Source organism: Lysinibacillus sp. BS3 (assembly GCF_039614735.1).
GTDB lineage: Bacteria > Bacillota > Bacilli > Bacillales_A > Planococcaceae > Lysinibacillus > Lysinibacillus capsici.
The window spans coordinates 818,204-836,466 of record NZ_CP154860.1; the positions used below are offsets into that span (position 1 = coordinate 818,204).

The following is an 18,263-nucleotide window of genomic DNA, read 5'->3' on the forward strand; positions in this document are numbered from 1 at the left end:
CAAGCATAGAAGAAAGTGCCATTTTTTTCAATAGTTATTTAACGATAAACATTAAATTATTTATCTTTATTGTTAATTATTAAATGTTTTACAATAAAAAAACGAAGTCAAAGGGCTTCTCCTTTGTCTTTTCAGTTATTTTCATTTATACTCTATTACAGATATTAAAGGTCTGTAATAGAGATGATAAAACACTGGAGGCTATCACAATGCGTACATTACCTACACATTTATTAGAAAAGGCACAAACATATGAGCACAGCACAAGAATTTCAGTGCCTGCCTATGACACATTATTTGCCGTGACACAAGCCTATTTCCGCATGCATTTAGGAGAACAAGAAGCATCCCTGCTTGTTGTAGGAGCTGGTGGGGGCAACGAGCTTTCTGCATGGGGACCAACAAACCCTAAATGGATGTTCACTGGGGTTGATCCATCTGAGGAAATGCTCCAAATTGCACAACATAAAGCCGTGCAACTGGATATTGAAAGTCGCGTTCAGCTACTACAAGGAACAATTGAGCGCTTACCCCAATCAACACCGAAATTCGATGCGGCAAGCTGTATCCTAGTTCTTCATTTTATTGAAGATCGACAGGAGAAACTCCATCTACTGCAAAATATTCACAAGCAATTAAAACCTGGAAAGCCCTTTGTCCTCGCTTGTGCCTACGGAGAACGAGAAAGTGACGAGCTACAAGATCGCATCAAAATATGGCAAAGCTACTTTTTAGAGGCCGGCTATACAAAAGAAAAGGTAGATAGCATGGGCAAGGGCATCATGAATATTTCCTTCCTCTCCGATCAAGAAATCCAACAGCTATTAAGTGAAGCGGGCTTTCAAAATATTACCCGCTTTTTCTCCTCAGGTCTCTTCGCAGGATGGATGAGCCACGCATAACCACAATGCCCCCACCATAGTCACAATCAATGGTGGGGGCTGAAACTTAGATTTATAGTCACATCGAAAAAAATTACCAATAAATACTGTAATAATAAACAGTTTCATCAATCGTCATGCCCATTTTTTCATAGAGCTTCTGTGCTTGGACATTATCTCTGGCAGTTTCTAGCATCATGTAACGAGCATCTTCCTGCTGACAATAGATATAGCATTGCTCCATCAACGCCTGTGCTACACCTTGTTTTCTGGCTTGTTTCGCCACAAATAAATCATTTAAGAGAAACGCTCGTTTCATAGCTACGGATGAAAAGACTGGAAACAATTGTGCAAATCCAACTGGCTCCTCCTCCAAATATGCCAGGAAAATAATAGACTCTGCTCCCATTACTCGCTCCTGTATAAACTGCTCAGCTTGCTGTAAATCAGATGATTGTCCATAAAATTCACGATAGGCATTAAATAATGGGACTACGTCTCTCATCGTTTGCTGTGTCACCATACAAATTTTCATATTTTAATCTCCATTTCCTTTTGATTGTCCTTCTAGTATGATGGTAGTAAATAATCTGACATTTCAAAAGAAACAGTTCCAAACATTTTAACATGTCAAGGTGGTGCCTTATGGACGATTTTATCTTTCTATTAACAGAAAAAGAGGCAAAATATAAGCAAGTGTACCAGCAAATTAAAGCACTTATTATGCAAGGTTCACTTCAAACAGATGATTCCCTGCCCTCTATACGAAAACTTGCAGATACTTTACAGGTCAGTCGTAATACTACATTAACCGCTTATGAACAGCTTGTAGCAGAAGGATATATACGTGGGGAGGGACGAAAAGGCTATTTCGTCAATGCACTAGAGCAGGTTTTTCTAAAGGAGCAGGAACAGCCCCCTACGACACAGCCAAAAAAGAAGGCTGCATCCTATCTTGTAGATTTTCGCGCTGGGGCTGTCGATCAGCAACATTTTCCCATGAAAACATGGCGCCAAATTGCCAATCAAGTATTACAGGAATCAACCTGTTACGAATATGGAGAACTGTTTGGAGAATCAGTGCTAAAGGAGCAGCTTGTGCAATATTTACTGCAAGCAAGAGGGGTTTATACAACGAGCGACAATATCGTTATTGGTAGTAGCACACAGCAAATGCTCTTGTATCTTGGATTTTTACTAAAAGAATCTTTCCCAAGCATTCTTTTGGAAGACCCTGGCTATGATGGTGCACGGGAAGCCTTCCAGTTACATCACTTCGAAATAGAGTCACTACCTGTAATGGAAACAGGAGCTCAACTTGACATACTCCAAAACTGTCAATCACGCTTAATGTATGTCACCCCGTCACATCATTTCCCATACGGTGTGTCCATGTCTATTCAGCAGCGACAGACCTTAATACAATGGGCTCAACAAGTCGATGGTTATATTCTAGAGGATGATTATGATGGAGAGTTTCGCTATACGCAACAGCCATTTCCTGCCCTTGCTTCCATCGACTCATCAAGGGTAATCTATCTCGGCACCTTCTCTAAATCGTTTTTACCAGGTGTGCGTTTAAGCTATATGGTGCTACCAAATGCACTTGTTCAGCCCTATAAAGAGCGTTTTGCTCATTTTGAACAAAATGCTTCGTCCCTCCATCAACGCACAATGGCCCAATTTATGGCGCAGGGGGAATGGACACGCCATATTAAACGAATGCGTTTGACCTATAAACAAAAAATGCAGCACCTTGTACAGGAGCTACAACGACATTTTGGTCAGCAAATAACCGTGTTAGGTGAGCAATCAGGACTCTATGTATTAGTGAAGATAAAGTCTCCACTTTCTGAGCAGCAGCTGATCCAACAGGCGGCGACTTACGGTGTGAAGGTTTATCCGACAAGCCCCTTTTTTATCCATCAAAAAAATGAGGAACCAATGCTGCAATTAGGCTTTAGTAAATTAGCGTTGGAAGAAATCAAGCTGGGCATCGAGCTGTTAAAAGAGGCGTGGCAGCCATAACCTTCAACGTTACGGCTCTTACCATACCACTTAAAAATAATCAATAAATGTTGGGATACCTACTGGTAAAACCGCCTCGAGCAATGCAATTTCCTCTGTACGTCCCTGTAATCGTTCAATTCGTTCTAAATAGGTTGGACGTTTGTAGCCTAACAGCATAGTAGCCAGTGTTTGCACTGTTAAATGCACAGCATTCATGTCCAACGTCTCACTTACCTTCTGCACAGAAAGGTTTCCATCTTTCATTTTAATGATGTAGGTGCCATTATTCCACGCCACAGTGCGATCACTGACAGCTAGCTGAAGCTCGAAATTCTGACCAATAAATGGATAGCGCAGTAAAAATTCTTTGACATCGACGATTCTTGCCATGAAATAAGGCGATACCTTTTGAATGATCTCACTGTCCTCTAATAGAAAGGCTACCGCTTCATTACCGGTTGTTTTCCCGTAGACATTGTAGACCATCGAGCTGTGAGCCGAGACGAAATTCCATAAACCTTTACGAGCCTCTTCCTGCAAATAGACGATTTCATCAATGTAATAATTTTCCTACATAATACGATAGAACATGTAGCCCTGTGCCACATCTTCTTCATCATAGTAGACCGCTGCCTGAAGGTTCACATCACTATCTATAAATTTCTCCTCCCAGAAATCCTCCTGAAACTTCTCGTTCCAGGCAATACTATTGCGCACCATTACCCCATGCGTTTTCTGCGCATAGCGTGCGTAGATAGCCACCACATCCTCATGCTTCGGATCAACTCGGCGAATTTTCCCATTAAGCCCTGCATAATGTGGAAGCTGTGTATCCTTCACTTGAAATTCCACAATATCACTCATAATTTCCCATCCCTTTTTGCGGTAATAAGGGATAGAATATGGAAATAAATAGGATATATAATGTCCTTCATTTCGCATACTTTGCAGACTTTCAATTATCAAACTCTCCATTAAGCCATGTCCCGAATATTCAGGGTATGTCCCAACTGCTGTGATGCCACCCATTTCATAAATCTTGCCATGCACATTCACCTCAAAAGGCAAACTTAAAATTTGCGATACAAGCTGTGAACCATCAAACCACCCGATAGCATGCCCTTCATTAAATTGCCTACTCTTAGCATTCACAAAGCGACGATCCTTGTGAATGGACATTGACATTTGAAAGACATAATTCAGTAAATCAATGGACTGTGCCATTTCATCCAATCGAATTTCTCGCATGATTAAGCCTTTTCGTTGATTCATGATTCCCTCTCCTCATCAAATAACTCTCTTAATATCGACTGTGGTGCATCTAAAAAACGTTTGGTCACAATATAATGAATGGTATCCTCATAGCGAATGGATTCAATTTCTCCTTGATCAAAACTATAAATCGTTGCATTCGGATAGCCAAGCAAAATGGGTGAGTGTGTAGCAATAATAAATTGTGCCTCATGCTCAAGGTCCTTGATTATTTTCAGCAAGCTCAGCTGCCTCGTTGGTGACAATGCCGCCTCAGGCTCATCCAATAAATAAATGGCTTTACCCTTAAAACGATTCATAAATAACGCAAGAAAGGATTCACCATGAGATTGATGGTGTAGTGATTTCCCACCAAAAGCAGCATATTTGTTTGGATGGCGCTCTAACAAATCAATATGACTGGCAAATTGATAAAATGTTTCTGATCGAAGAAAAAACCCATTCGATATTTTTGGCAGCCACGACAAACGGATATATTCCCCCAATGAAGATTCCGCCTTATGTACTTCATATAAATTTTGACGACCACCACCAGCCGTATTGAAATCGCAACGATCAGCAATCGCCTCCAGTAATGTTGATTTCCCCGAACCATTTTCCCCAACAAAGAACGTCACATTCGTTGGGAACTCCAGCTCATGCAAATCCTGCAAGCTTGGAATATTAAAAGGATACTCCTGTTTATTGGGAATCGTATCCTGTAACACCTTACATGACTTTAAATACATTTCATTTCCTCCTTACTCTTATTATAGCGAACATCCCTCAAGCTGAAACGTAATCCACCTACCTGTTTGATTGAAATGTTACCTTTTTATGTATCCACCCAAGCCAGCCCAACATAAATAGCCTAAAACAGCTGACGAAGTCCCTACCATTTTCACAACTCGCTATGAGATATTTCCCGAGAAATAAATAAAAAACATGTCGAAAGTTGCAATTACTACCTGTAGTATCATGTCATATTTTTGATTTTTTTATAAAAAAAGTGGACATTGACCTCCTCTCTAACTGATTAAGTGAATGATTTCCCTGCAACATGCAGTAGTGTTTTCCATTGCAATTTTATTTCGCAGTGGCTTGCTGAATAAGCGGGGTGCCTCTCTTTTCGATCACCTTGGAACCCTTTCTGAGCGATTCCATCCACTTTTGGATTACTTTCATTACCTAAATTGATCCGATTCGAAAAAAGGTTCAATACCTATTTCTTTTAATAAGAATTTCCGATGACTTCTTTTATCTACCAAATGTTGTTTAGGTATTAAAATTTCTTCTCTTAATCGCTGAAACAAATTCGGGTTATGCTCTGGAAACCATTCCTCATATCTGATCCCTTGATTTAATTCTATTTTTATTAAAAATAAAACAATATCTTCATACATATAGGGGAATTCTTTCTCTATCTGCTCATGATGTGCTAACAGTGCATAAAGATAATCTTTAAAACGATAAAATCGCTTCTGGTCTAATGGATTGGTGCTCCATTTTTTATTTTCCTCCCACTCTTGTATAGGCTGAAATATCTGAAGAGAACCCGTTTCCCAAGTACCCAGCATACAAGTAAATGCAGCTATAGCGTATTTTCTCGTTTCATCATCTGGATCTCCAAAATATTTATAGTAATCCTCCCGATACTTACTAAAATTTCCGCTAGTATGATAACCCCCAATAGCAAAACCCTCCAACCCTCGTTTTGCTTGTTCAATGATATTATTTGTCATTCTACTTACTCGCCTCCTTTTCTTTACTATCTAATCATGTTAATCTAACGTGATATTAACATAATTAACCAACCCGAAATGTAAAATATATTTATTCCATTCACCCACAATATGACTATTAAGTATTGTAATGGATTCTACGCCTCTTTCCCCTCACTAAGTTATAAACTTCTATAGGAAACTAATTACTAGTTTTCCTCTGTGCTTGGCTCTCTCATTTTATGATTACCTTCAGTAACTCGATGAGCGGGTTTCCTCTCTTTATGATCACCTCTAACAGCTTTTCGAGCGGTTTCATTCATTCTTTGCTCACCATCTCCAAAGTTCTAACTATTATCCCTCGCTCATAAATTGAGTAACAATCAAAAGTCAGAAGGAGAATCGCGATGTTTGTGACGCATTACTACGAAAACAAGACGTCCGTTTTAAGTCAATTGCTTGTCAAGCTACCTACTGTGGAAGAAGATATTCGCATTAAAGGGCGCAAGGCAAAGGTGTTGGAGGTACTTCAAGTTGATGACAACAATTTTCATGTGAAGATATTATTCGAAAAAATCCCTAAAAAGCAGCCTCTTAAAGAGCTTGGAAAGAAAAAGAGATAATCAACTAAAACATGGTTTATTCCCTTAATTTTCGGGAATAAAATAGGTAATGATTGCGAATCATTCACTTTAAATTTCTTCAAGCAAAACCGTTGACTTTTTAATTGATAACAATTATCATTATCAATAGATTATTTCTTTCTCCAAATTGCTTCATTCAGAATCCCCCTCTTTTTTGAATAAGCATGTATCAAACGGATATTCTTACATCAGACTAAGAGTATCCGTTTTTATCTTTATATGAGGAGAACTTTACATACTAAAGGAGCTGTTTTGACATGGATTATCGTATTGAAAAAGACACTATGGGTGAAATTAAAGTACCTGCTAATAAAATTTGGGGCGCGCAAACACAGCGCAGTAAAGAAAATTTCCAAATTGGTACAGAACAAATGCCAATCGAGCTTGTGCAAGCTATGACAATCCTAAAGAAAAGTGCGGCGATTGCGAATAATAAACTAGGCAAACTTTCTGATATTAAAGCAAATGCCATCGTGCAGGCTGCAGATGAAATTTTAAATGGTCAATGGGACGATCAATTCCCTCTTGTGGTTTGGCAAACTGGTAGTGGTACACAATCCAATATGAATGTGAATGAAGTCATTGCTCACCGTGCGAATCAGCTATTAGAGGATGCTGGTGAAGCGGACCGTATTCATCCAAATGATGATGTCAATAAATCACAAAGCTCAAATGATACATTCCCAACAGCATTGCATATTGCGGCTGTTTTAAAAGTGGAAGATTATTTATTACCAAGACTACGTTTACTAAAAGCAACTTTGGAAGATAAAGCAGCTCAATTTAAGGACATTATTAAAATTGGTCGTACGCATTTACAGGACGCGACACCTCTTACATTAGGTCAAGAAATTAGTGGCTGGGCAGCCATGCTCTCAAAATCAGAGCATATGATTATCCAAAATATTGACTATATGAAGGAGCTTGCAATTGGTGGAACAGCGGTCGGTACAGGAATCAATGCTCACCCTGAATTTGGTGATCGTGTGGCTGAGGAAATTAGTGAGCTAACAGGCAAACAATTTACATCAGCTACAAATAAATTCCATGCCCTAACGAGTCATGATGAAGCAGTTGTAGCACACGGTGCATTAAAGGCTTTAGCGGCTGATTTAATGAAAATTGCCAATGACGTTCGCTGGCTAGCAAGTGGTCCTCGTTCAGGTATTGGGGAAATTACGATCCCAGAAAACGAACCAGGCTCTTCCATTATGCCAGGTAAAGTAAACCCTACCCAAAGTGAAGCAATGACAATGGTCGTCACGCAAGTAGTTGGAAATGACGCAACGATTGCCTTCGCCGCTTCTCAAGGTAACTTTGAATTAAACGTCTTTAAACCAGTCATCATTTACAACTTCTTACAATCAACTCGCCTATTAGCGGATACAATGAAATCATTTAACGACCATTGTGCAGTAGGCATTGAGCCAAACAAAGAGGTACTCGATCATAATTTACAAAATTCATTAATGCTTGTAACAGCGTTAAACCCATATATTGGCTATGAAAACGCAGCAAAAATCGCAAAACAGGCCCACAAAGAAGGCACGACCTTAAAGGCAGCAGCCATCGCAAGTGGCTTACTTACAGAAGAACAGTTCGATGAATATGTAGACCCAGCAACAATGATTTATCCGAACGTAAAATAATGAAAGCGACCATAAAAAGATTGAGGCTAATGGGCTTCAATCTTTTTTGTTTATGAGAAATATCTTTAGCATGGATGAAAGCAAAATTAAAAGACATGAATCTCGATAGACTATCGAATCCATGCCAAATAGCTTCCTAATGAAAATAATTGTATCTATCCTATGCAGTCACTTCATCGGAGAGTGGTTTATTCTGCCTCCTATGTAATCCATAACTCCATTACAGATGCTTATAACTAGTTAAAATTCTCTCAGCTTATTTTATCCAGCTTTACATTAAACGACAATTCATCGTCAATTAGATTAAACGTATCAGCTTTATCTTGTTTAGATAATTTAGAGATATAATGATAGTAGTTTGGTAATAATTCAAAATCATAATTTAAATAATCTCGTATTAATTGGTCATCTTGAAATTTTGAAACATCCCCGTCTAACAAATCATGTTTTATTAACTCTTTAGTGTTGTTCGTAAAATCAGATACTACGTATGAAAGAATATTGTTCTCATATCGTAAGTTTTCAGAAACACCTGAATAATTTAATAAAGATAGTAATGTCGCATTATTAAAATTCTGTTGGTTAATTAAAGATGAAACCTCCATTAAGTAAATCGATTCAAGGTGGTCATGATAAGGACTTTCAATATCTACTCCATTATACATTGCTTGTTTCTCAAAGGGTCTAATTCTCCCAGTTTTTAATAGTAATAAGTGATTGTGATTGCTTAGATAGATGTTTTTGGAAGTATCTAATCTAAGTAAATTATCTCCGTTTGGAAGTAAAGGATTTAATCGTTTTATCTCTCCTGTTGAAGTGTTTATCAAAAAAATACATTGATAAAAAGGACGTCCATAGTTAATTTCTCTTTTCGTAATAAAATACAACAAATATTGAGGATTAAGGTAAATTAACTTGGAATAATAACTTTCATCCTTAATTTCTTCAGAAGAAAAATAATTATTTAAATTTAATGTGATAGCATGTGTTTGATTAAATGTTTCAAGATTAATTCTATAAAAGTTTATGTTATTTTTTTCTTTTAGACTAAAACAAAATTCATTATTCATAATATCCAAAGCAAACTCGTCATAGCGGGTGTCTAATCGTTGTATATTTTTGAACGTGCCGTTTTTTAAATTAATCTCACAATGCGCAATACTAGCATGTTCTAATAAAATAGCCTCGAACTCTTCTTTAATTTCATTTGTAGGAATTAGTTGTTTATTATTCAAAAATATTCCCCCTTCAATATTGCTAATAAATATTTCACTTTGAGCTTTTACTCCTTTCTGGCCTCTGTATAAAGAAGTTTTTCGAGTTCGTCCACCTTGCTCCCGTCTAATTGGTGTGTGAGCCCATATGTTTCACCCTTGCCATCGTTATTGATGATTACGTTGAGATCGTGAAGTAATTCAGTGAAATACGTAAAACACTTAGTTAATTCTCCATAGGACTCAGCTGTATCAAGACCTTGCTGTTTCTCAACCGATATTACATAATCCAGATGTCCCATCAAAATCTGCAGTACATTTAAATTTTCAAAATCCTTTTGAAGGTCTTCCCCTTGAACCCTAAAATATATCATTTCCTTCGTGAGACGATCTGCCCTTAGATAATATTCGTCTACGTCTGTTGTTTTGTTAATATCTTGGGCATGATAGGCAATCCAAGCTTCCAACGTTGGTTCAATCTCATAGTTATTGAAGCCTTCAGGGGTTGATACATCATTCCAGATTTTCGAAGGGTTTACTGCTGCTACGTGTTTGATTGTTGTTTCTTCTGTTTTTACCTGTTCCCCTTTCGTTTCTCCTTCCTCGGTACAACCTATTAACAATCCACTTATCAATAGTCCTGTCAATACAACATTTACGAGCTTCATCTCTCTCACTCCTCTTTAGAAGGTTAGCCATTTATTATAATAATACCTTACATTAGTTAATTTTTATAATATTTTCCATTTAAAAGTTACGTTTAACATGGCTGATTCTCTATGTATCTCGCAGTAATAGCAAAATTAAAAGCCACCCTCATGATGAGAGCGACTTTCCTAACCTCCTAATATTCACTTTTCAATAGGGAAAAGATAGCGAGATCCACATACTTCCCTTTTTCAAATTCATGTTGCCTCAAAAGACCCTCTTGAGAAAAGTTTAATTTTTCCAATAGTTTGATAGATGCTGTGTTTTCTGGCTCTATTTTTGCTTCGATTTTATTGATTCCCATGGATGTAAAGGCAAAGTGGATGATCGAACTTAAAGCCTCTTGCATCACACCCTTTCCCCAATAGTCAGGGTTTAAATCATAGCCAATTTCTATACGATTATGCTCTTTTTCATAATTCAAATAGCCACATGTGCCAATCACCTTGTTGGTCTGAATTTCCTCGATTACCCATCTTAAGCCTTTTTGTTCTTTAAAAATTTTCTCATACCAATTGATTTCATCAATAGCATCTTCAACTGAAGCAAACAATGGTAATGGCAGGTACTTCACTACATTTTCATTAGAATAAAGTCTCAAAATATCTTGGCCATCATCCATTATCCCTTTTCGTAAAATAAAACGTTCTGTTTCCAATTGAGGAAAAACCGTAAATTCGAATTGTGTATGCATACTACTCCCCTTTTTCACCATTTATTAGCATTTTACTATTGAATAATAACACAAAAATCTCTCATACTCTCTTTTACTGCTATTACAAATCACTCGTTATTATAGTAAATTGATTACAACCAAATGGCACCAACTCCGTCTAATAATTGAAAGGGTGTGGAAGATGCTTGAACATGTGAGAACATCAATAGAAGTTAGCAGTGAATGTAGTAAGGAGGAGAGGCTTGAATGGTTGATGAAGGCATATGGAGATGACATAGCACGTCTTGCCTTTACGTATATGAAGCACAAGCAGCTTTCGGAAGATATTGCGCAAGAAGTGTTTATAAAGTGCTATGAGCATTTAGATAATTTCAGGAATGAATCTTCCTATAAAACATGGTTATATCGAATTACTGTCAATCTATGTAAAGATAAATTAAAAAGCTGGTCTTATAGAAATATTGTTCTGACAGAATTTTTCTCAAAAATTAAGAGTACTAGTCAATCCCCTGAGTTGGAATTAGTCGGACAGGAGGATAAACGATTACTTTCTGAAAAAATCCTTGCTCTACCAATAAGATACCGAGAACTCATTATTTTCTATTATTATGAAGAGCTGTCCTATAACCAAATAGCTGATTTGTTAGATTTGCGTTTACAAACCATTAAGTCTCGACTTCATAGGGCTCGACTTATGCTCAAAAAATCAATGGAAGGGTGCAAGATAAATGAATGATATGTTTAAAAATATAGGCAAGGCATTGGATGACACGGCATTCCAGGACATTCATTTTAATGAGAAACATAAAGAAAAAGTAAGGCAGAGGCTTCGAAAAGATTACAAGAAACAGCCCCAATTCCAATCCATTTTCAATCATTTGTTACCTATAGCAGTCATTGGTTTTTTTCTTATAGGAGCTAGCTATTTTATGGTCACGGAGCTGACAGTACAACCAGTTGATAAGGGAGACCGTTCACAAGAACCTATAATGGAAACTACTCTTTATCATCCCCCGATCCAAGAAGAATTTTACGGGGATATGACGAAAGAGGATGTCGTGAGTAAATTATTAAATTCGATTGATTATTTTCACTCAGCAGCTGGAAAATTTGAAGAACATAAAATTTCTCAAGACGGTTCCACTAGAACATTGGGTGTTACTTATAAAGTAAGTACCAAAAAAGAAGTTGGAGGCTATGAAAAAATAATCGCTTTAGATGATAACACGACGGGAATCAAGAACGATACACAGGAGTACTTTTATAACAACAGAAAGAGCTGGTTAAAATATACAGCACTTTATGGACAAAAAGTTTATACAGTTAATGAAACGAAACAGAAATCAAAACGAGACGTAGTTACTCCTGAGCAAGCTTTTAGTATTGACTTGAAATATCCCCCTATTTCATATAATAAATTGAGAGAAAGACCTTCATTTGGAAGTTCAAGTATGTCGTTATTCGCTTATGAGAAAGCTGCTAGTTATTTAAGAAATATGGAGCATTGGGAGATTGAAAAACAAAATGAAGCGTTGTTAGGTCATAATACAATCGTATTAGCTGGGAAAATGGATGAAACGGTGACAAATAGTGAAAATTTAAAAGGCACGACAGAAGCGTTTCGTTTTTGGGTGGATAAAGATACTGGGATTCTCGTTAAAAGTGAAACATATGACCAAAATGGTGAGCTGACAAGCTATGTTCATCCAGAAAGGCTTGAAGTGAATGTATCTATTGACCCACAAGAATTTATTCCAGACTTAGAGGGCTATCAGCTTCCTAGCAAACAGAAAAAAGATTGAGGCTTATTGCTTCAATCTTTTACTTTATGAAGATTTTAATTTCTCACCATCATCAAACATTTCTCAACTATTTCTACCTCATCTACTGACAGTTGGTCTAACAGAAGTGCCAGTTTTTTCTCATGTTCCTCTCCTTCTTCTCCTATCCAGCAAATGTAGATTTCGCAATAATCTCCTTTGGGAAGGAATTTTTTTAGAAAGTCACATACATGGTGAAAAGTTCTTTTGGCTTTTTCATAGTTATGGGGGGAATACACTTTATTTTCGTTATGCATTTGCCAAATGGGCTCTCCCTTTGTTTCGATTTCATATACATAGGGTGTTGTAAAATGCTTTGCCTGTACAATTTGGCGATTCTCTTTTACCGAGAAAAAATAATTTATGTCAACTTCATTTTCTGTATAGTCATCCTGTATTTCAACTGGAAAATTGAAGCCTATATAGGTTGTCATACTCATATTTTGCTCCTCCTATTAAAAAAACCCTGTAAATGTACAGGGTGTCAGCAACGTAGCTGTTGATAATGTAAATAGACACGCTTTGGAGTTCGTGCTTCTACGAATATTTCTTGCATCACCAATTCCTGGACCACGCTTTGAAGAAATTGCTTGAAGCAAAAAGGCTTCAAACGACGGGTTGTCCGCTTCCTTTTGTGAGGCTTGCTACCGTAGTTGGTCTACCGTGATGGCTGTTGCTTTGATGGTTTGGTGTTGCGGCGGTGTTTTTGGTTCAATATAGAGCGTTGTGTAATACGCATCCGCAATGACAATCACGTAAATAATGAATAGTAATCGTTTTGTTCAATGGTTCAAAAAAATCATTTCTCCCTTTTTTATAGCTGACAACGAAAACTTGTCTACTTATCATACGAGCAATTGATCAAAAGGTTTCAAAAATATTTAAAGGGAGACAAATTTCTGTCTCCCTTACGCCTCTAGGCTTCTGCCACCATCATTTTCCCAGCGATCAATGTCCCAGTGATCCTCATCTTTTTCTCTCAAAATACCCATTGCATTCAATGGAACGAATGACATTTTGTCCCTCACCCTTTTCAAGCGTTCTTCTCTAGTTTATGAAGGGAAAGGGGTTTTCGTTCATCGTAAAATAGGCTTAATTTTAAAGCCTAAGGCAATCGCAGCTCCAATGCAGCTAAAAAGACAGCCTAAGATTAAATAAATACTGAGTGTTGATTCGCCGATGACAACAGACGCAATACCACCAATCACGGGGAATAATGCAACCATATAGCCACTTTTTGCCCCTCCAATTCGTTCGACTAGTTTTAAGTAAAATAACCATGCGAAAAAGGATGCAATAAGAGTTAAATACAAGAGCGCCGATAAGTAGGTAAAGGATTTGGGTATTACGACTGTTTGTCCCTGTAGCCAAACAATGGCACACATGACTGCACTACCCACTGCAAAACCAATGGCATTCGCATAAATCGGGTTGATTTGATGCTTGGCATTTCGGGCAGAGCTTGCATCCCCAATGGCTGTTAGGACAGTCCCTACGAAGGCAATTAACACTCCTTTTAACTCCATATTATGTAAAGATGGATAAATCAGCACCCCCACGCCGATGACGCCTAAAATACCGCCAATTAAAACACGACGATGCAATGGCTCCTTGAGAAATATCCGTAGGGCGATGGGTGTTAGTATGACTTTTAATGAAAAAATTAATGTGACAATAGCAGCCGAGCTCCATATCGTCGCATAATACAGCGCTAAATAGCTGAATGCAAAATTACAAACGCCAAAAACGATGATAAAAGGTACGTCGCCCTGTTGTGGTTTACCCTGTGGCTTCAAGAACCAAGCAAGGATGAAAAATAAAAGGGCTGTCATGACTAAACGATAGGTTAAAGATAATTCTAAACTGACTGGCGTTCCTTGAATTTTGACTGCAATAAAATTAAGACCCCAGACAATCAAACAAAAGATATACATAAAATTTGTCATGCTGTTTTAAATTCCTTCTCCGATGCTATTCCTGCCATCTTCCCATAATGATCGTGTGATAGAACCTGCCATCTGCAAGGCATTTATCATTTTTCAGAATGCCTTCCACTAAAAAGCCCATTTTTTTATAGAGCTGTATCGCTTTCTCATTGGTTTCTAACACTTCTAGTGCTATTTTGCGAATACCATTGGCATCTGCCCAATCAATGGATTCTTGCAGCAAGGCTTTTCCTATGCCATAGCCCCAAAACTCTTTACTGACTCCAACACCAAAGGTTACTTTATGGGCAAGCCTTTTGAGTGGAGAGCCCTCACATCTTGAGAACCCAACGATCCGATCACCGACAACCGCTACTAAACATAAATTTTTTGAGCTTTCGCTATCCTGTTGAATAAGCTGCTCAAAGCCTGCTCGATCAATCAATGCCTCGCCCTGTTCACGATCGAAGTTTTCCGTTTCACCGTCTAATTGCAAGCGTAAATCTGATAAGGCTTGGGCATCTTCGCGTCGGGCACAGCGAATTGTATAGGATAGCTCTTTTATCTGGAGCTCTTTCTGATCAATCAGCATGTTGGAATCCTCCAATTGACTGAATCCGCACAAAACGATTATGCCAAATGGATTCGTGATGTTGAATAATTTGTGGTGCTGCCAGTACATTACTATTTAAGGTGCTATGTGCATCTTCTATTAAAATATTATGATGGTAGCCATGACTAAAAGCACTACGGATTGTTGTATCAAGACAAAACTCTGTTTGAGCACCCGCGAAAATCAATTGGTCGATGTGATGCGCTTGTAAATAAGCTGCAAGCTCCGTTTGATAGAAAGCGTCCCACGTTGTTTTTTGAATCACTTGATCCTCCGCCTGTCTAAGTAATCCATGATACAGTTCCCAGCCTGGTTGACCTAATGCAAAATCCACATCATCTGCGTCTGTATGCTGAATAAAAATAACGGGTACTTCGTTGCGCCGTGCCCATGTAATGGAGGCATTAATATTTTTGATAATAGCTTCACTGTTCCAAAGATTTTGCTGGCCATCTAGAAAGAAAGCCTCCTGTATATCGATAATGATGAGTGCTTGTTTCATCGTATCCTCCTTTGTGCATCAGTAGTAACTTTTTTAATTGTACAGAAAACGATCTTCCATTAAAAGAAAATTTTGCACAACAAAAAGCACCTTTACAACATCGTAAGGTGCCTCAACTATGTAAAGTACCATCTAATACATGCCACTATTAGATGGTGTCATGCGCTCGCATCATTTGATATAGGCTAATGTTTGATAAACTTGGTGAACCGAATGATTAAATGCTTGCTGTTCCTCTTCGTTTAAATGCAATTCAATTACACTTTCAATACCAGCTCCCCCTAAAACAACTGGGACACCGATGCAGGCATTGTCTACTTGATATTCGCCCTGTAAATAAGTAATGATGGGCATTACTTTCCGTTGATCCTTCACAATCGCTTCAATCATTTGGACAATGGCGGCGGCTGGGGCATAGTAAGCACTGCCATTGCCAAGTAGGGCGACAATTTCGCCTCCACCTTTTCGCGTTCGCTCCACTAATTGCTCAATCTGTGCTTGTGGCATTAATTTTTCTAATGGTATTCCTCCGACATACGTATAGCGAACGAGTGGCACCATTTCATCGCCATGTCCACCCAAAACGAAGCTCGATATATCCTCGACAGCAAGCTGAAGAGCCTGTGCGATAAAGGTATTAAAGCGCGCTGTATCTAAAACACCTGATTGTCCCATGACACGATTTTTGGGAAAACCCGTTGTTTCCAGACAAACATAGGTCATGGCATCGACAGGGTTACTTAAGACGATAATATAGCTAGTTGGCGCATAACGTTTGATTTGTTCGCTTACCGAGCGGATGATTGCCGCATTTGTATGAATTAAATCCTGCCGTGTCATGCCAGGCTTTCTTGCAATACCTGCCGTGATAACCACAATATCAGCATGAGCTATTTCCTGATACTTTGAAGTAGCCGTCACCTGTACGTTAAATCTTTCTATTGGTCCAGCTTGGAGAATATCTAATGCCTTCCCTTTCGCAGCATTTTCGAAGTCTGGTAAATCGATAAGCACAATATCCCCGATCTGTTTCTGTGCGACCATTAACGCTACGGTTGCACCTGTATGTCCAGCGCCAATGATGGCGATTTTGGGTCGCCTAAAGCTCATCTGCCTCCCCCTCCTAACGACATAGATTCATCGACTACTTATCTGCCTGCTCATCCTCTACAAGTTTTGCTTGTTGAGGCTTCTGGCGAGTGCTTGTTTTTTTGGCTGCTGCCTCCGTCACTTTTATCGGCTGTGTTTCATCAATAATCGCTGTGAATACTTCATTGGCTGCTCGTGGAATTACATGTGCGCTTAGTAGCTTGCTCGTTCGCGTTGCTGCCGCTTTACCAGCATCAACCGCAGCCTGTACTGCACCAACATCTCCCTCAACAATAATGGTTACGATACCACCGTCTACTAGCTCCTGTTTCACTAATTGGACATTGGCTGCCTTTAGCATGGCGTCTGCAGCTTCAATGGAGCCAATCAAGCCATACGTTTCAATCATTCCTATCGCTTCTGTCACTTTGCTCACCTCACGATTCATCTGTGCCATCTATAATGCCAACAACAATGGCATCAATTGGACAAATACTGGACGTAGAAAAACTTCGTACAGCAGCACTGCCCATTGTTAAAATGACGTTATCTCCAACACCTGCACCTATACGATCTGCCGCAACAATTTGTTCATCACTCAGTTGACCATCCAGCTTTATTGGCTGGATAATGAGTAATTTCAATCCCTGTAGCCCTTCCTCTTTACGTGTTGCCCAGATATTTCCGACCACTGTTCCTATCCGCATGCATCCTCATCCTTTTTCGTGAAACTGAAGTTCAATTTCTAATTTTTCCACGGCCTCCTTCGCCAGTGCCGTCAACCTTGCCTCTTTGGGGACTATCACTGTCTCACCTTGATAACGGCTTACATCATTTGCCGTTATTATCTTGTGGTTAATTTCAATTGGAGGACTGACGAAGTTATTGTAAGGCTCTCCTGCCATCTTGCCTGTTATAATTGTACCCGTTTCACCCTGTTGGATGAAGCCTGCGTTTGCTTCATCTGTATCAATATGCATTTCTAAATGATAGTGATCAGCCACACGAATTTTCACTTGCTCAAAGGTAATGGGACGTCGCCCTTGCACCTTAACGGAGACGTATTGACCGTTCTGAACCCCTAACTGCTGTGCATCAGCAGGTGCCATATGAATATGTGCTTGTGCGATAATGACCCCTTCTTGTAAAATCAAACTTCCTCTAGGTCCTACCAATATACAGCTAGCTGAGCCAGCAATTTCTCCCGATTCACGCAAAGGTGGTTGAATTCCTAGGGCAATGGCATCTGTATGACTAATTTCAATTTGTGTGAAGGTGCGAGCAGGACCTAATACACGTACATTTTGGATGCTTCCTTTTGGTCCCACCACCTGTAGCGTTTCATGTGCTGCAAACTGACCGGGTTGAGCTAACATTTTTTTTACACTCAGCGTAGCACCTTTGCCAAATAGCTGCTCGACATGTTCTTGTTGTAAATGAATATGCCTTGCTGAGATACCTATAGGAATTTCATTGGGTGTAGGAGCTACTTCTTTTTTAGGTAGTAATTCGGCTATGACATCATTAACAATTTTTATTATTGCATGTTCATTCATATAG

Annotated in this window: 20 protein-coding genes and 1 pseudogene; 6 read left to right on the forward strand and 15 right to left on the reverse strand. The window is 38.7% G+C overall.

Annotated features, from left to right (window positions below; translation table 11 throughout):
* The first annotated feature begins 209 nt into the window (after positions 1-209).
* Entirely contained in the window at positions 210-902 is a 693-nt protein-coding gene (locus AAJG31_RS04395; protein WP_066037488.1) for a class I SAM-dependent methyltransferase, read from the forward strand.
* Between the two features lie 73 nt (positions 903-975).
* Here AAJG31_RS04395 and AAJG31_RS04400 read toward each other — a convergent pair whose 3' ends face one another.
* Positions 976-1,416, reverse strand: a complete 441-nt coding sequence (locus AAJG31_RS04400; protein ID WP_259948926.1) for a GNAT family N-acetyltransferase — start codon at positions 1,414-1,416, stop codon at positions 976-978.
* 110 nt (positions 1,417-1,526) lie between these two features.
* On the opposite strand from AAJG31_RS04400, the gene AAJG31_RS04405 reads away from it, so the two are divergent.
* Complete coding sequence (locus tag AAJG31_RS04405) at positions 1,527-2,909, forward strand: PLP-dependent aminotransferase family protein (RefSeq protein WP_279494664.1); 1,383 nt, start codon at positions 1,527-1,529, stop codon at positions 2,907-2,909.
* A 30-nt stretch (positions 2,910-2,939) separates the two neighbouring features.
* Here the strand turns inward: AAJG31_RS04405 and AAJG31_RS04410 are convergent.
* The 3 genes and pseudogenes from AAJG31_RS04410 to AAJG31_RS04420 all read right to left on the reverse strand — a co-directional run bounded on the left by AAJG31_RS04410 (position 2,940) and on the right by AAJG31_RS04420 (position 5,884).
* Positions 2,940-4,163: pseudogene (locus AAJG31_RS04410) on the reverse strand (GNAT family N-acetyltransferase).
* Positions 4,160-4,891, reverse strand: a complete 732-nt coding sequence (locus AAJG31_RS04415) for an AAA family ATPase (RefSeq protein WP_048390527.1) — start codon at positions 4,889-4,891, stop codon at positions 4,160-4,162. Before AAJG31_RS04415 ends, AAJG31_RS04410 begins: the two are co-directional and overlap by 4 nt.
* 435 nt (positions 4,892-5,326) lie before the next feature.
* A complete protein-coding gene (locus tag AAJG31_RS04420) occupies positions 5,327-5,884 on the reverse strand; it encodes a hypothetical protein (RefSeq protein ID WP_279494660.1) in 558 nt (185 codons plus the stop codon).
* Positions 5,885-6,270: 386 nt separating this feature from the next.
* Here AAJG31_RS04420 and AAJG31_RS04425 point away from each other — a divergent pair, with 386 nt between their 5' ends.
* Together AAJG31_RS04425 and fumC are read left to right on the forward strand one after the other, a co-directional pair.
* Positions 6,271-6,486: a hypothetical protein gene (locus AAJG31_RS04425; protein ID WP_004228943.1), complete on the forward strand. Its 216-nt coding sequence runs from the start codon at positions 6,271-6,273 to the stop codon at positions 6,484-6,486.
* A gap of 278 nt (positions 6,487-6,764) precedes the next feature.
* The gene (gene fumC / locus AAJG31_RS04430; RefSeq protein WP_066037483.1) at positions 6,765-8,156 is read left to right on the forward strand and encodes a class II fumarate hydratase; all 1,392 of its coding nucleotides are present in this window, start codon (positions 6,765-6,767) and stop codon (positions 8,154-8,156) included.
* A gap of 251 nt (positions 8,157-8,407) precedes the next feature.
* Here fumC and AAJG31_RS04435 read toward each other — a convergent pair whose 3' ends face one another.
* The 3 genes from AAJG31_RS04435 to AAJG31_RS04445 form a co-directional block, all read right to left on the reverse strand.
* Positions 8,408-9,391, reverse strand: a complete 984-nt coding sequence (locus tag AAJG31_RS04435) for a hypothetical protein (RefSeq protein ID WP_066037482.1) — start codon at positions 9,389-9,391, stop codon at positions 8,408-8,410.
* Positions 9,392-9,438: 47 nt separating this feature from the next.
* On the reverse strand, positions 9,439-10,038 hold the full coding sequence (locus tag AAJG31_RS04440) for a hypothetical protein (protein WP_054550937.1): 600 nt from the start codon (positions 10,036-10,038) through the stop codon (positions 9,439-9,441).
* Between the two features lie 176 nt (positions 10,039-10,214).
* Positions 10,215-10,772 carry a GNAT family protein gene (locus AAJG31_RS04445; RefSeq protein WP_048390456.1) on the reverse strand — a complete coding sequence of 186 codons (558 nt, stop codon included), beginning with the start codon at positions 10,770-10,772 and terminating at the stop codon, positions 10,215-10,217.
* Between the two features lie 163 nt (positions 10,773-10,935).
* Between AAJG31_RS04445 and AAJG31_RS04450 the strand changes: the two genes are divergently transcribed.
* Both AAJG31_RS04450 and AAJG31_RS04455 read left to right on the forward strand, forming a co-directional pair.
* Positions 10,936-11,490, forward strand: a complete 555-nt coding sequence (locus AAJG31_RS04450; protein ID WP_066037481.1) for a sigma-70 family RNA polymerase sigma factor — start codon at positions 10,936-10,938, stop codon at positions 11,488-11,490.
* A complete protein-coding gene (locus AAJG31_RS04455; protein WP_066037480.1) occupies positions 11,483-12,556 on the forward strand; it encodes a hypothetical protein in 1,074 nt (357 codons plus the stop codon). Before AAJG31_RS04450 ends, AAJG31_RS04455 begins: the two co-directional genes overlap by 8 nt.
* Positions 12,557-12,591: 35 nt before the next feature.
* On the opposite strand, the gene AAJG31_RS04460 is transcribed toward AAJG31_RS04455, so the two are convergent.
* From AAJG31_RS04460 to AAJG31_RS04495, 8 genes are all read right to left on the reverse strand, one after another.
* Positions 12,592-13,014: a hypothetical protein gene (locus AAJG31_RS04460; RefSeq protein ID WP_054550934.1), complete on the reverse strand. Its 423-nt coding sequence runs from the start codon at positions 13,012-13,014 to the stop codon at positions 12,592-12,594.
* 636 nt (positions 13,015-13,650) lie between these two features.
* Positions 13,651-14,520 (reverse strand): DMT family transporter, encoded by an 870-nt coding sequence (locus AAJG31_RS04465; protein WP_004228976.1) that lies wholly within the window; start codon positions 14,518-14,520, stop codon positions 13,651-13,653.
* Positions 14,521-14,545: 25 nt separating this feature from the next.
* Positions 14,546-15,091 carry a GNAT family N-acetyltransferase gene (locus AAJG31_RS04470; protein ID WP_066037479.1) on the reverse strand — a complete coding sequence of 182 codons (546 nt, stop codon included), beginning with the start codon at positions 15,089-15,091 and terminating at the stop codon, positions 14,546-14,548.
* Positions 15,081-15,614 (reverse strand): cysteine hydrolase family protein, encoded by a 534-nt coding sequence (locus tag AAJG31_RS04475; RefSeq protein ID WP_066037478.1) that lies wholly within the window; start codon positions 15,612-15,614, stop codon positions 15,081-15,083. Before AAJG31_RS04475 ends, AAJG31_RS04470 begins: the two co-directional genes overlap by 11 nt.
* Before the next feature lie 171 nt (positions 15,615-15,785).
* The gene (gene mdh, locus AAJG31_RS04480) at positions 15,786-16,724 is read right to left on the reverse strand and encodes a malate dehydrogenase (protein WP_066037477.1); all 939 of its coding nucleotides are present in this window, start codon (positions 16,722-16,724) and stop codon (positions 15,786-15,788) included.
* 34 nt (positions 16,725-16,758) lie between these two features.
* Positions 16,759-17,151 carry a BMC domain-containing protein gene (locus AAJG31_RS04485; protein ID WP_066037476.1) on the reverse strand — a complete coding sequence of 131 codons (393 nt, stop codon included), beginning with the start codon at positions 17,149-17,151 and terminating at the stop codon, positions 16,759-16,761.
* Positions 17,141-17,410, reverse strand: coding sequence for a EutN/CcmL family microcompartment protein (locus AAJG31_RS04490; RefSeq protein WP_016995124.1), 270 nt, complete (start codon positions 17,408-17,410; stop codon positions 17,141-17,143). Before AAJG31_RS04490 ends, AAJG31_RS04485 begins: the two co-directional genes overlap by 11 nt.
* Before the next feature lie 6 nt (positions 17,411-17,416).
* Complete coding sequence (locus AAJG31_RS04495; protein ID WP_259948906.1) at positions 17,417-18,259, reverse strand: phosphate propanoyltransferase; 843 nt, start codon at positions 18,257-18,259, stop codon at positions 17,417-17,419.
* Between the last annotated feature and the right edge of the window lie 4 nt (positions 18,260-18,263).